At 45.2% G+C, this 13,087-nt stretch carries 15 protein-coding genes; 1 reads left to right on the top strand and 14 read right to left on the bottom strand.

Features of this window, described 5'->3' with window-relative positions; translation table 11 throughout:
- Positions 1 to 27: 27 nt before the first annotated feature.
- Positions 28 to 579, top strand: coding sequence for an NAD(P)H nitroreductase (locus AC27EZ_RS10580; protein WP_487135306.1), 552 nt, complete (start codon positions 28 to 30; stop codon positions 577 to 579).
- On the opposite strand, the gene AC27EZ_RS10585 is transcribed toward AC27EZ_RS10580, so the two are convergent.
- The 14 genes from AC27EZ_RS10585 to AC27EZ_RS10650 all read right to left on the bottom strand — a co-directional run bounded on the left by AC27EZ_RS10585 (position 576) and on the right by AC27EZ_RS10650 (position 13,087).
- Positions 576 to 1,418 carry a DUF2797 domain-containing protein gene (locus tag AC27EZ_RS10585; protein WP_487135307.1) on the bottom strand — a complete coding sequence of 281 codons (843 nt, stop codon included), beginning with the start codon at positions 1,416 to 1,418 and terminating at the stop codon, positions 576 to 578. The two genes, AC27EZ_RS10580 and AC27EZ_RS10585, sit on opposite strands and share 4 nt — an antisense overlap.
- Before the next feature lie 7 nt (positions 1,419 to 1,425).
- Positions 1,426 to 2,433 carry an asparaginase gene (gene ansA, locus AC27EZ_RS10590; RefSeq protein ID WP_487135308.1) on the bottom strand — a complete coding sequence of 336 codons (1,008 nt, stop codon included), beginning with the start codon at positions 2,431 to 2,433 and terminating at the stop codon, positions 1,426 to 1,428.
- A 265-nt stretch (positions 2,434 to 2,698) separates the two neighbouring features.
- Positions 2,699 to 3,661, bottom strand: a complete 963-nt coding sequence (gene lipA / locus AC27EZ_RS10595) for a lipoyl synthase (protein WP_421131587.1) — start codon at positions 3,659 to 3,661, stop codon at positions 2,699 to 2,701.
- Positions 3,654 to 4,310: a lipoyl(octanoyl) transferase LipB gene (gene lipB, locus AC27EZ_RS10600; protein ID WP_487135309.1), complete on the bottom strand. Its 657-nt coding sequence runs from the start codon at positions 4,308 to 4,310 to the stop codon at positions 3,654 to 3,656. The genes lipA and lipB overlap by 8 nt, the downstream gene beginning before the upstream one ends.
- Positions 4,311 to 4,574, bottom strand: a complete 264-nt coding sequence (gene ybeD / locus AC27EZ_RS10605) for a DUF493 family protein YbeD (protein ID WP_487135310.1) — start codon at positions 4,572 to 4,574, stop codon at positions 4,311 to 4,313.
- An 89-nt stretch (positions 4,575 to 4,663) separates the two neighbouring features.
- The gene (locus AC27EZ_RS10610; RefSeq protein WP_487135311.1) at positions 4,664 to 5,848 is read right to left on the bottom strand and encodes a serine hydrolase; all 1,185 of its coding nucleotides are present in this window, start codon (positions 5,846 to 5,848) and stop codon (positions 4,664 to 4,666) included.
- Between the two features lie 291 nt (positions 5,849 to 6,139).
- Entirely contained in the window at positions 6,140 to 7,024 is an 885-nt protein-coding gene (locus tag AC27EZ_RS10615; protein ID WP_487135312.1) for a septal ring lytic transglycosylase RlpA family protein, read from the bottom strand.
- 2 nt (positions 7,025 to 7,026) lie between these two features.
- Positions 7,027 to 8,142, bottom strand: coding sequence for a rod shape-determining protein RodA (gene rodA, locus AC27EZ_RS10620; protein WP_487135313.1), 1,116 nt, complete (start codon positions 8,140 to 8,142; stop codon positions 7,027 to 7,029).
- Positions 8,139 to 10,034: a penicillin-binding protein 2 gene (mrdA, locus tag AC27EZ_RS10625; protein ID WP_487135314.1), complete on the bottom strand. Its 1,896-nt coding sequence runs from the start codon at positions 10,032 to 10,034 to the stop codon at positions 8,139 to 8,141. Before mrdA ends, rodA begins: the two co-directional genes overlap by 4 nt.
- A gap of 11 nt (positions 10,035 to 10,045) precedes the next feature.
- Complete coding sequence (gene rlmH / locus AC27EZ_RS10630; protein ID WP_487135315.1) at positions 10,046 to 10,516, bottom strand: 23S rRNA (pseudouridine(1915)-N(3))-methyltransferase RlmH; 471 nt, start codon at positions 10,514 to 10,516, stop codon at positions 10,046 to 10,048.
- A gap of 48 nt (positions 10,517 to 10,564) precedes the next feature.
- Entirely contained in the window at positions 10,565 to 10,882 is a 318-nt protein-coding gene (gene rsfS / locus AC27EZ_RS10635; RefSeq protein WP_421131580.1) for a ribosome silencing factor, read from the bottom strand.
- A 15-nt stretch (positions 10,883 to 10,897) separates the two neighbouring features.
- Entirely contained in the window at positions 10,898 to 11,530 is a 633-nt protein-coding gene (gene nadD, locus AC27EZ_RS10640) for a nicotinate (nicotinamide) nucleotide adenylyltransferase (protein WP_487135316.1), read from the bottom strand.
- Positions 11,531 to 11,536: 6 nt separating this feature from the next.
- A complete protein-coding gene (gene holA, locus AC27EZ_RS10645) occupies positions 11,537 to 12,565 on the bottom strand; it encodes a DNA polymerase III subunit delta (RefSeq protein ID WP_487135317.1) in 1,029 nt (342 codons plus the stop codon).
- A 3-nt stretch (positions 12,566 to 12,568) separates the two neighbouring features.
- Entirely contained in the window at positions 12,569 to 13,087 is a 519-nt protein-coding gene (locus tag AC27EZ_RS10650) for an LPS-assembly lipoprotein LptE (protein ID WP_487135318.1), read from the bottom strand.

The following is a 13,087-nucleotide window of genomic DNA, read 5'->3' on the forward strand; positions in this document are numbered from 1 at the left end:
ATTGGAAATAGTATTGCTGGAGGCTATATGGATGCATTGTCATTGCTATTAAATCGAAGCTCACAACCTCGTTTGTCTGCGCCAGCTCCGTCAGGAGATGCATTGGAAAACATCATGCAAGCGGCACTTCGCGCGCCTGACCATGCGTGTCTCACACCGTGGCGTTTCATTGTCTGTGAAGGTAAGGGCCTAGATAAATTGGGCCAGCTCTTCGAAAAGTCAGCGATTGAAAATGATAAATCAGAGAAAGAAATTGAGCGCGCCGTTCAATTACCACACCGAGCACCAATGGTGATAGTGGCTGTTGCTAAATACAAAGAGCATGACAAAGTCCCCCGTGTCGAACAAATTGCATCAGCGTCTTGCGGGGTTATGGCCATGCAAATGGCTGCGGTAGCACAAGGATTTAACGGCATGTGGCGCACGGGCAGTTATGCGCAATGTGAAACCGTTAAAAACGGGCTAGGACTCGCGTCTGAAGACGAGCTTGTCGGGTTTTTATATATGGGAACGCCAGCTTTCGAACCTGCGCCCAAGCCTGAGCGCAATTCGAGTGACTTTTTTGAGTTTTGGCGTTAACCAATAGCGACATTTACCTGATAGCCGGCGTACTTGCGCATGTTGATGACTCTATCACCATCAAGCATCCAATATTGCCCTTTTACGCCGGTTAATACGCCTTCAAAGTCGGGGGTTTTATCAAGGTTAATTGACTTTATTTTCACAGGGTAGGTGTCTACCGGGTAGTGTATTGAGTGAACTGGGCCATCAACGGCACTCACAGACTGCAATCCCTTTTCTGCCTTTAGTGCTTCTAATTCCTCTTCAATACTCGCGAGCAATTCGTCTCTCACCGCAATTAAATCAGCATCATCAGGTTTACTTTTGAGCATGGTGCGCCAGTTGGTTTTATCGCCAATATGCTTTTTACAGAGGGTTTCTACCAATCCACTTGTTAATCGGTCAGGCACACGAAGCATCACCGTGGCTTGCGTTGCGCCTTGGTCCATCCAACGAGAAGATACTTGATCGGTAACATGGCGCGTAATACCCACCTTTAAAGAGCCTGTATTGGCGATGTAAACAAAGTGATCGCTAAAACAGAATTCTTCTCCCCATGAAGGCTCACGACATGTTCCCTCATGGTAATGGCAGTTTTCAGGTTTGATAATGCAGCTATCGCACTGGGCTAACGAGATTAAGCAAGGATAACAATACCCTTGGTTAAAGCTCTTCTTTGTTTTCCTACTGCAATGCACGCAATGTATTTCACCTGCAAATGACACCGATACGTGCTGGCCAATAGCGGCATTTACATCAACCAGTGTCTCGCCAACAGGCAGTTGATATTGAACCATATTGTCGTCATTTGCGCGGGTGTGCATCTTTCTAAGCGCACCAGAATATGTTGTTGTCATGATAGTCCTATTCGCTCATTTCGCCGCAAAGGTTGGTCGTGAGGCGTCGAGTAAGTTCGTCGTAAGGGAGATTTTTACTTAATAAATAGTGAAGTTTTGCTAACGCGGCCTCTGGTGTCATATCGCTGCCTGATAACACGCCAACTTCCCTCAAGCCGTGTCCTGTGGCATACCCACCCATGTTGACTCGGCCGCGCATACACTGCGTGCAATTCAACACTGGGATTTCTCTCTCTTTTGCATAAGTGAGTTGTTTAATCAGTGCCGGGTTTTGTGGTGCATTACCCACACCGTAACTTAACAAGATCAGTGCGTTAACGGGCTGTTGTAGGGTATTTTTGATTACTTCAGGCGATATACCAGGGTACAAGCTTACCATACCGATAGGTTGAGCAATTACGCTTGATACACAAAGCGGGGTATCGGTAGGTGTACTTAATGTCCCCGCTTTGACTCGAATATTAATACCCGCTTCTAACAGTGGTGGAAAATTCGGTGAATCAAATGCGCTAAAGCCATCTGCATCTACCTTTCTACTACGATTACCGCGCAATAGTCGATTGTTAAAAAATAAACTGACTTCAGCAATCGGGTAGTTCGCCGCCACATAAAGCGCATTTAACAAATTAACTTGCCCGTCTGATCGTAATTCAGCTAAAGGTATCTGAGAGCCGGTAACGATGACGGGTTTAGACAGGTTTTCCAACATAAAGCTGAGTGCGGACGATGTGTATGCCATGGTGTCTGTGCCATGAAGAATAATAAAGCCGTCGTAATCATCGTAGTTTTGCTTTATATCATCGGCAATGCGTTGCCAATCTGACGGGTCCATATCAGACGAGTCGATAAGGTTATCGTATTCGTGCAGTGTGAAAAGAGGCATTTCAGACCGATGGAACTCAGGCATAGCACGAAGGGTATCGCCCAAAAAGCCTGCTGCTGGTATATAACCTTGCTGAGAGGGCTTCATACCAATAGTGCCACCAGTATAGGCAATGTATATATGTTTTCTCATTTTCTGCTATCCCGACTCAGCCGCAATCCATCTAAAGATGGTCGGCATTTTAACAGCACCATATGGTATGTCATTAGTAATTCGGTGCATTTTTATTTTATGCAATCGAATAGTGTAAACATGAGTAAATACAAGAAGAAAATGAGAGCCGGAAATGCCAGACAATGAATGAAATTGTAATGAAGACGTGTGTAAACGTGAGGCAGCAAAGCAGGGAATAAAACAACGCGGTACGTTTAGAGTAACGTACCGCATGTTCAATGGGCTATTTAACTTCTTTACCCGCGGCTTGTTGATCTGCATGGTAGCTTGAACGCACCATAGGTCCGCACGCTGCATGAGTGAAGCCAATCTCCTTGGCGTAATCACCTAGTGCATCAAACTCTTTAGGATGCACGTAGCGTTTAACAGGGTAGTGATGTTTACTTGGCTGAAGATACTGACCAAGCGTTAACATATCTACGTTGTGAGCACGTAAGTCGTCTAATACCCCTTGAATCTCTTCGTTTTCTTCACCCATTCCCATCATTAATCCAGACTTAGTCATGATGTCAGGGTGCTGCGCTTTAAACTTCTTCAATAAATCGAGAGACCACTGGTAGTTTGCGCCAGGGCGGCATTCACGATACAGACGCGGAATGGTTTCAAGATTGTGATTGAAAACATCTGGAACGCCATTTTTAAAGATTTCTAACGCGCGATCCATTCGGCCTCTAAAGTCGGGTACTAACACTTCAATGGTGGTAGAAGGGCTGTGCTCACGAATAGCGTTAATGCAGTCAACAAAGTGCTGTGCTCCACCGTCCCGCAAATCATCACGGTCAACTGACGTAATAACAACGTAGCGCAAATTCATTTCTGCAATGGTTTTTGCCAATTTCTCTGGCTCTTCAGCACTAGGAGGTAATGGCTTGCCGTGTGCAACGTCACAGAATGGACAACGACGTGTGCAAATGTCACCCAATATCATGAACGTTGCCGTACCATGATTAAAGCACTCTGCTAAATTGGGGCAGCTCGCTTCTTCACAGACAGAATGAAGGTTGTTCTTTCTGAGTGTTTTCTTGATGTGATCAATTTTATCAGTCGTACGGGGAAGCTTTATTTTAATCCATTCAGGCTTACGTAACATTTCTTCCTTTTCAGTAGGAATAATGGTTACTGGAATGTGTTTAACTTTCTCGTCGTCGCGAAGTTTAACTCCGGCTTTAGGTCGTGCGTTACTCATCAAAACCTTCTTTATTTCGTGTTTCCGTAATGGAAAGAGCGTCAAGAAGCAGGGCCGTTAATTTGCTCCCGGCTTCGTCAAGAGATTGTGGTCCGTTCAGTCTGGCGGTATCTATCATTTCCATACCCGCATACCCGCACGGGTTGATTCTCTGAAAGGGTGCAAGGTCCATGTTAACATTTAACGCGAGCCCGTGAAATGAACATCCATTACGAATTCTTAAACCCAGCGAGCACACTTTCTTTTCTTCTACATAAACGCCAGGAGCATCTGGCTTTGGATAAGCAGTAATACCGTACTGTGCTAACAAAGCAACCACAGATTCTTCCATGGCATTTACCAAATGCCTCACCCCAAGCTTACGCTTACGGATGTTAAGCATAAGATAAATAACCTGCTGTCCGGGGCCGTGATAAGTGACCTGACCGCCTCGGTCTACCTTAACCACAGGGATATCGCCAGGCATCAAAATATGCTCTTCTTTACCTGCTTGTCCCTGAGTAAAAACAGGTTTATGCTCGACCAGCCATAACTCGTCAGCAGTGGTATCGTCGCGCGTATCAGTGAAGCGCTGCATAGCTTGCCAAATTGGCTCGTAATCTTGCAAGCCCAATTGCCTGACTATTAGCGGAGAATGTTGTTCACTCACTTACAATACTACTCGAACAAGTTCAATTTTTGCCAATTCAGTGTAGATCGTCTCCATGTGCTCTTTGCTTGTAACACGCACACTGACTGAAACAGAATGATAATTGCCTTTGGGGCTAGGCTTAATTGATGGCGTGTAGTCACCAGGAGCGTGTTCCTGAAGACATGCTACTACCATGTTAGGTAGATCTTCGTGTGCGACACCCATCACTTTAAAGGTTTGATGCGTTGGAAAATCTAATAATTCGTCAAAACGGGTATCCATGCGATATCCTCGGTACAGTCGTTAAAAACAAAAACGGCCAGATTGTAACAAACCTGGCCGTATTTGAACTAGTTTTTGTATGCAAATAGTTAGTCTTCGTCTAAACCTATCTGCAACATAATATAGTCTTTAATACGATTAAAGAAGCTTCCTTCGTTGACTTCATGAAGGGTTACCAATGGGTAACTGGCAACATCTTCACCTTCTAATTGAAGGTACAATGTGCCAACAACTTGCCCTTTCGCGAGAGGTGCCTCTAGCTTTTTATCAAGTTCGAAGTTAGCTTCTAGGTTCGCAGCTTGTCCGCGTGGGATGGTAATGGGGGTAGATTGATTAATTCCAAGGTCTACCGTTTCTCTATCGCCCATATAGATGCGGTGGGCAACAAAGCTGTCTCCCGCACTGTAAGGGGTAACTGTTTCGAAAAAGCGGAAGCCATAACGAAGCAGCTTTTTGTTTTCAACTTTTCGAGCACGTTCGCTGTCGGTGCCCATTACAACAGAGATAAGGCGCATTCCACCTTGTTCTGCTGATGTAATCAAGCTATAACCAGCGTCAGAGGTGTGGCCGGTTTTGATCCCGTCTACATTTAGGCTCTTGTCCCACAAAAGGCTATTTCGGTTGTATTGCTTAATGCCGTTAAACGTAAACTCTTTCTCGCTGTAAATTTTGTACATTGCAGGGGTTTCGGCGATAAGTGCACGAGACAATGTCGCCATATCACGTGGTGTTGTGTAATGATCAGGGTCGTGAAGACCGTGTGCATTTACCCAATGAGAGCCCGTCAAGCCGAGGGCTTGTGAATGCGCATTCATCATACTTGCAAATGCAGATTGAGAGCCTGCGATATGTTCGGCCATTGCCACACACGCGTCATTGCCTGACTGAACCACGATACCGCGCAACAAATCGCTTACTGATACTTTGGTACCCACTTCAATAAACATTTTTGAAGAATCTGGGAATTTCTTTGCCCATGCATTTTCTGAAATCGTTACTTCATCGGAAAGGCTGATATTGCCCGCTTGTAATTCTTTACCGATAACATAAATCGTCATTATTTTTGTCAGGCTAGCAGGCGCGAGCTGCATATCTTCATTCTTAGATGCAATGATGTGACCAGTTTCATAGTCCGTCAGAAGGAACCCTTCCGCCGCCACCGATGGCGCTGGCGGGGTAACGACTGCAGCTTGTGTCGTGAATGCAAATACGCTTAACAGCGTTAATAAAGCAATGAAGAAAGACGGTTTTGCGCGTTGAATATGTCTATGCATGGTTTAGTTTCTTTGACCGTTTTTTTGATTATTTTAAGCAAATTGTTGCGTATAACGTTTAATTGCTCACCAGGGAACACTACGATAATAACGCGTTGAAGCACCGCGAGTGATTCTCGAGATACCCTAAAGCCGTACAGTGTAACGTAAGGCCTATACTAGGACTAGGTTTTAGCAAAAAAGTTTAGTCAGAAGTAGTATTTAGGCGAAGAAACCACAGGATTGCCCGTTGAATGACACAATTCGAACACAAACTATGCGAATGCCGAGCGGGGTAGACATCGCGGTATGTTACAGCGCAACCTCTACCGTATATGCATGTGGGTAACCATTTTCTTTAAGCTGGATGAGTAGTTCAGATGCGGTTGATACGTCATCAATGGGGCCAAGCTGAAGCTTATATATATCATCATTTTTCGGAATGTGAGCGGGGACTTGATAAAGCGCAGACAGAACATTAGAAAGCGACTTTGCGCGCTGGCCATCCGACAGTGCCGCAACTTGAATGTAGAGGGCTTTGTCGGCATTAGGCACGCTCTCTGACACCGTTGGGGTTGGTGTTTCATAAGCCAGAGAAGTAGGCTCAGCAACATCAATACCTAAATATTCATCGTAGGTTAGTGTTGAACCGTTCCCCACAGTAACATTGTTGTCTTCATCAAAATGAATCACTTCAATTTTAACGTTTGCGGTGCCCTTATTGTGATAGCCAAGCTTTACGGCAGCAGCATAAGATAAATCAATAATGCGATTTTGGTGAAAAGGGCCTCTATCGTTCACTCTTACAATCGCTTGCTTCTTATTGTCAAGATTGGTTACCCGAACGTATGACGGAAGCGGAAGCGTTTTATGTGCTGCTGACATAGCAAACATATTGTATGTTTCACCGTTTGACGTGAGGTGACCGTGAAATTTCTGTCCATACCAACTAGCGTGTCCCGTTTGCTCGAACCCTTTGCCCGATTGCATAGGGGTGTAGTGCTTGCCTAGAACAGTGTAAGGGCGAGAATTAAACATGCGGTAGGCTTCAAACTTAGGCACGGCATCGGCGGTGGTTGGTGTTTTTGCAACGAAGCGCGGGGCTGAATCTGTTTTTTGTGAATAACGGCTAGGCTCACTTGTCGAGCAGGCGCTAAGGGCAACAACACTGAATAATGAGAGAAGGAAAACGCGCATCGTTATCTTGAAACCAACCGTTTTTGTGTTGCAATAGACATCAGAATGCCAAATCCTGCCATTAATGTCACCATTGATGTGCCGCCATAACTGACGAGAGGTAAGGGTACACCGACCACAGGCAATAAGCCTGATACCATTCCCATATTTACAAACACATAAACGAAGAAGGTTAGGGTAATACTACCGCCTAATAATTTTGCATAGGCATTCTGTGCGCGGCTAGAAATAATGAGACCACGTAAGATAATAAATAGATAAATACAAAGCAGCCCAATCACACCTATCAAGCCGAACTCTTCACTAAATACTGAGAAGATAAAATCGGTATGGCGTTCAGGCAAAAATTCTAACTGAGATTGTGTTCCTTGAAGCCAGCCTTTTCCTTCTGTTCCGCCCGAACCGATGGCAATCTTAGATTGAATAATGTGGTAACCCGAACCCAACGGATCGCTTTCAGGGTTCATAAAGGTAAGTACCCGCTGTTTTTGGTAATCTTTCATCAGAAAAAACCACATTACTGGAGCAAATGCACCGCCAAGACCTGCAACTAGGCCGATAAGGCGCCAACTCATACCTGCCAGGAATATGGCAAAAATGCCAGAGCTTGCAATAAGTAATGATGTGCCTAAGTCGGGTTGTTTTGCGATTAAAATAGTGGGGACAACCACCATCGCGAAACCGAAGCCCACCAGTGATGTTTTAGGTGGCATGGTGAATTTGCTTAAGTACCAAGCTACCATCATGGGAACTGCTAATTTCATTAATTCTGACGGTTGAAAACGCACAAACTTCAAATCTAACCAACGCTGCGCACCTTTACCCATATCACCAAACAGTAAAACAGCAACTAACATAAGCAGCCCGACAACATAGGCATAAGGTGATAGCCTGCGATAAAAGCCAGGAGGCAGTTGCGCTAAAACGACCATCACCAGCACGCTAAGTGCTAAACGCGTAAACTGACGTTGCATTTGTGCAGCATCTTGCCCGGAGGCTGAGTACAGTGTTACCAGGCCAACCCCCATTAATGCCAGTAGGCCTAAAAGTAACCATACGTCGATATGTAGCTTTTGAAAAAAGCCGACTTTATTGGGGTTTAACGCCGTACGTTTCATTTTTCACTTTCACTTATTGGAGTAGGGCTTTCGAATACTCGGTCTCGAAAATAAAAATCCATTACTTTTCTAGCGATGGGAGCTGCATTTGAGCTACCTCCACCCGCATTTTCTAACACCACAGTTACCGATATCTCGGGATCGTCAAACGGGGCATAGCCCACGTACATCGCATTATCTCGAAGACGCTCGTCAACATCTTCAGCGACGTACTTCTCATTTTGTCCTACAGAAAATAGCTGTGCGGTACCTGTTTTTCCAGCAGATTGGTAAGGGGTATTTACAAAAGCATGACGAGCCGTACCTTCTTCGCCGTGTACTACGTCGTGCATGGCATTAAGCACGATATCGAGATTAGATTGGTTTTTAATCTCAATGGGGCGAAGTGATTTCAACGGGATTAAGTCCACCGTTTTATTGGGCTGCATATACCCTCTAATAATTTGCGGAATATAACGTTCACCTCGGTTTATCAGGGTATTTATTGAATGTGTTAACTGAATAGGCGTCGTCGTCCAAAAACTTTGGCCTATACCTACCGGGATCGTATCACCTACGTACCAAGGTTGGTTAAATCGCGCTCTTTTCCATCCACGACTGGGCATATTCGCGTCAGATTCTTCATATAAGTCGATGCCGGTATAGTCACCAAAACCGAATTCATACATGGCGTCACTGATTTTATCGATACCTAAGTTATAGGCTAAATCGTAATAGTAGATATCACAAGACACCTCAATTGCCTTGGCGACATCTACATCGCCGTGTCCCCATTTTTTCCAGTCGCGCCAGACATGCGACACGTTGGGAAGCTTGTAGCGCCCATTGTCTTTAATCGTAAAGCCTTCAGTGATAGTGCCCTCTTCTAAACCCACCAATGCCAGATGAGGCTTTACAGTAGACGCCGGTGGGTATTGGCCTTGTGTCGCGCGGTTTATAAGCGGCCTGTCGGGGGATTCAAGCAACGCTGCATAGTTTTTGCTACTGATGCCATGAACAAACAAATTTGGATCGTAGCCAGGGTTTGAATAGAGCGCGAGCACACCACCCGTTTTGGCGTGAGTGATAACAATGGCCCCACGTTGGCCTTTTAGCAAGCGCTGTGCTTCTTGTTGAAGCGATAAATCTAGGTTTAACACAATGTCTTTGCCCGGCACCGGCGGGTCAACATTTAACACCCTAATAATACGGCCTTGATTATTCACTTCAACTTGTTGATAACCCACAGTGCCATGTAAAAGCTCTTCGTGGTATTTCTCTATTCCCAGTTTTCCGATATCGTGAGTCGCAGCATAATTATCTTCTTGCCCTGCTTCAACAAGCTTTTGTAAGTCTCGTTTGTTAATACGAGCAACGTAGCCCAGCACGTGTGTAAGTGTGTCTTTATAGGGGTAGTGGCGAGCTAACCGTGCGTCTATCTGAACACCGGGGAATCGGTGTTTACTTGCAGAAAATAATGCCACCTCTTCTTCACTCAACTGCGCACGAAGTACTATAGGCTTAAAACGCCGTTGACCTTTCAGATTGGCTAAAAATGTGTCGCGCTCATCCTGAGTGATAGTCATTAGTGCGCCGAGGGCATCTAATGTTTCTTCAATATTCTCTGTTTGTTCGGGCGTTATTTCTAAATTAAAAACCGGTCGGTTCTCTGCCAGTAAAACGCCATTTCTATCGAAGATAAGGCCGCGATTAGGGGCAACAGGTAAGACTTTAATTCTATTACCGTTTGAGCGGGTTTGGTAATCGTTAAACTGCGTGACCTGCAAGGAATAAAGATTACGCAGCACCACACCGAGCATCAGCACCACAATAATAAACGCAATAGTCGCTCGTCGAGCAAAAAGGTTTGCTTCTGCAGAGTGGTCTCTAATGGCCTGACGCTTCCGATGCATAATAGGGTTACTTACTCTCGATGATAAGGATGATTTTGCGTCACGGACCATGCCCTATAAAGGCTTTCGGTTAGTATAATACGCACAAGCGGATGGGGGAGGGTAAGCGCTGACAATGACCATTTTTGCTCCGACGCCGCAATGCATGATGGTGCCAAGCCTTCGGGGCCGCCAATCAGTAAGCTGACATCTCTACCGTCCATCTTCCAACGATTAAGCTGTTTCGCTAAAGTTGGCGTATCCCACGGCTTTCCAGTTACCTCAAGGGTAACGACTTTATTACCCTTAGGGATCGCGGCCAACATCTGTTCTCCCTCTTTATCAAGGATCCGTTTGATGTCGGCGTTTTTTCCGCGTTTGCCCGCTGGAATTTCAGTGATTGTCACCGGTAAATCCGAGGGGAAGCGTCGAATAAACTCTTCAACGCCGGTGTTAACCCACCCCGGCATTTTCGTTCCTACGGCGACGATTTGAATACGCATACTGCGCGCCCCTCTTTAGCAAAGCTACTAGCTGATAAGCTTAACGAATTAAGACCACAGCTTTTCTAGTTGATAAAAATCTCTGGTTTCATCTTGCATCACGTGCAAAACGATATCACCAAAATCAACCAGTACCCACTCACCGGTGTCTTTACCTTCGGTGCTGATAGGCGGATTGCCAGCATTCTTTGCTTCAACCATGACGTTTTCAGCTATTGAAGACACATGACGCTTTGAATTTCCCGAGCAAATAATCATTAAATCGGTAATGGTAGATTTACCTTGGACATTTAGTTCAACGATATCTCTGCCTTTCATGTCATCAATTTTGTCTAAAACAAACTGCTTAAGTTGTTGACTCTCCAACGTTTCCTCTCTTAATTAACTTTTATATAAATGATGCGTATTAATATACGTTGCAACCGGTTCAGGTAACCACTTCGCAGCAGCATCTATGCTGTCGCTGTCTGTAATTAACGCTCTTAGTTGCGTCGATGATATTGGGTGCAATGGTGTGTTAATAAGAAACACGCGACCTGTAGAGGACGTTTGTAATTCATTAACATTTTGTGCCCGATTTTCTGTTACCCATTGCGCTATCTCTTTTGGAGGCGTAAAGGTTTCCCCGTCTCGGCGCATAACGACAAGATGGCAATAATCTAATAAGGCATTCCACTCAAACCATTTGGTTAGATTATACAGTGAATCGGCGCCAATGAGAAAACAGATTCTCTCATCGGTATTTTTATGTAGTACTTTTAGCGTATTCACCGTGTAAGACGGCGAGGGAAGCGTAAGCTCAATAAGTTCTGGATAGAGACGGTCGTCAAATTCGCATGCTAACTTAACCATGTTAACTCTATGCTTTTCGTCCATAAAAACGTGTTTATGTGGAGCAATCTTGCAGGGCATCAACCCTAGCGTTTCAATGCCTAATTCGTTTATTGCATGTAACGCGGGCTTTAAGTGGCCGAAATGGGGGGGATTAAATGTACCGCCAAGTAACGCTCGCATATCAGGCTACTGATCCAAAAACGGGACAGCAGTTAAATTAAACCCCATAAACATCATGCAAAGATGGCAGAGCTTGACGAAAGGCCGCTGTATAACACTTTGTTTAAATGCCAGGTCGGCTTGGCTTAATGCACTCTGGATAGCTTCAAGCTGCACAATGTCCAAGCGCTGAAGCGCCTGCTGATAAAAGCCTTGCCTATTCTTCCATATACCGAATTTTTGCCACTGAATAGGGTTTCCATTGACCATAGACGTTTTTAGCTTCCACAGTTGTTCCCATTCTCTAATAAGCGCCCAAATGACTATGTTGGGTTCAAGGCCTTCGCTTTCCAGTCGGTACAACATTTTCACGCACCGCTGGGCGTCGCCACTTAGCATGACATCAACAAGCTGAAACACGCTGTAACGAGATTGGTCGACCATTGCATGTTCAATCTGTTGTTCGCTAATGCTTGTACCAGGGTAGAGCAGGGCAAGTTTATCAATTTCTTGCTTCGCTGCCAGCAGGTTTCCCTCACAAAAGTCCGCAATCATCTTCACGCCAGGCGGTGTGATTGTTAATTGATGAGACGCAATGTGATTTTGGATCCATGCCGCAAGTTGCTTCCCTTCAAGTGGGTAGCAAAGCGTGCTTACCCCAATTTCATCAAGAACTTTAAACCATTTTCCACGCTGTACGTCTTTCCCAATTTTGGGGCCATGTACCAGTAACAGCATGTCTGGGTTAAGGGTAGAGGCGACTTGTTGTAAAACCTTACTGCCTTCAGCGCCGGGCTTGCCTGTTGGTAGTTCTAGCTCAATAAACTGTTGGCTAGAGAACAACGACAAGCTTTGGGTCGCGTCAATAAGTTCGTTCCAAGAAAAGCCTGAATCGGCGACTAATACAATACGTTCGTCAAACCCCGATTGTTTTGCCCGCGCTCGAATTTGCTCAATGACCTCAAATTTTTGCTGGGGCTCATCACCAAAAACAAGATAACAGGGCCGCAGTTGCGACCCAATCTCTCTGGAAAACTGGTTGGGGTAAATTTGCATTGGTTAGTTTTTCAATGCCAAGCTGGCTGCTTGGCTAGATAGACGGCGAATGAGAATGTCTGCCGCTTCGGTTCTCATTTCATCAAGCACTAGTTCGAGTTCTCTAGACTTTGCTAGGACCTGATCAGGATCATCCTGATAATCTCTCACTACTTCAAATTGGGCGACAATAGGGTCACTGTCAGGAAACAGAACACGATAGCGTACAATATAGATAAGCTCGTATTCTGCGACTTGGCCAGATGCGTAAACAGACAATAACCTTCTTTCAAGATTTTCGGGAAGAAGGTAGATGTTTACGCTCTGGTTACGGTCTGAAACAGATGACCCTGTTTTGCTTAAACCGTACACATTCAAACGTTCATTTAGTGCTTTAGCAAGCGGCGCGTGAGCGCGCGCACTGTCAATTACAACCGTATTAACGTTATCGGGTAACGTCGGCGCACTTCGTAAATGAAATCCGCAGCCGGTTATAAAGCCTGCAACTAAAAGCATGAATGTGTATCGGAGAAAAGCGCTCAT

This window comes from Alteromonas sp. 4NH20-0056, assembly GCF_057539655.1.

What these genes read in the sequence shown, in the direction of transcription:
- AC27EZ_RS10580 (WP_487135306.1), top strand. Translation starts at nt 28, where the DNA reads ATGGATGCATTGTCATTGCTATTAAATCGAAGCTCACAACCTCGTTTG.
- AC27EZ_RS10585 (WP_487135307.1), bottom strand. Translation starts at nt 1,418, where the DNA reads ATGACAACAACATATTCTGGTGCGCTTAGAAAGATGCACACCCGCGCA.
- ansA (WP_487135308.1), bottom strand. Translation starts at nt 2,433, where the DNA reads ATGAGAAAACATATATACATTGCCTATACTGGTGGCACTATTGGTATG.
- lipA (WP_421131587.1), bottom strand. Translation starts at nt 3,661, where the DNA reads ATGAGTAACGCACGACCTAAAGCCGGAGTTAAACTTCGCGACGACGAG.
- ybeD (WP_487135310.1), bottom strand. Translation starts at nt 4,574, where the DNA reads ATGGATACCCGTTTTGACGAATTATTAGATTTTCCAACGCATCAAACC.
- AC27EZ_RS10610 (WP_487135311.1), bottom strand. Translation starts at nt 5,848, where the DNA reads ATGCATAGACATATTCAACGCGCAAAACCGTCTTTCTTCATTGCTTTA.
- AC27EZ_RS10615 (WP_487135312.1), bottom strand. Translation starts at nt 7,024, where the DNA reads ATGCGCGTTTTCCTTCTCTCATTATTCAGTGTTGTTGCCCTTAGCGCC.
- rodA (WP_487135313.1), bottom strand. Translation starts at nt 8,142, where the DNA reads ATGAAACGTACGGCGTTAAACCCCAATAAAGTCGGCTTTTTTCAAAAG.
- mrdA (WP_487135314.1), bottom strand. Translation starts at nt 10,034, where the DNA reads ATGCATCGGAAGCGTCAGGCCATTAGAGACCACTCTGCAGAAGCAAAC.
- rlmH (WP_487135315.1), bottom strand. Translation starts at nt 10,516, where the DNA reads ATGCGTATTCAAATCGTCGCCGTAGGAACGAAAATGCCGGGGTGGGTT.
- nadD (WP_487135316.1), bottom strand. Translation starts at nt 11,530, where the DNA reads ATGCGAGCGTTACTTGGCGGTACATTTAATCCCCCCCATTTCGGCCAC.
- holA (WP_487135317.1), bottom strand. Translation starts at nt 12,565, where the DNA reads ATGCAAATTTACCCCAACCAGTTTTCCAGAGAGATTGGGTCGCAACTG.
- AC27EZ_RS10650 (WP_487135318.1), bottom strand. Translation starts at nt 13,087, where the DNA reads ATGAGCGCTTTTCTCCGATACACATTCATGCTTTTAGTTGCAGGCTTT.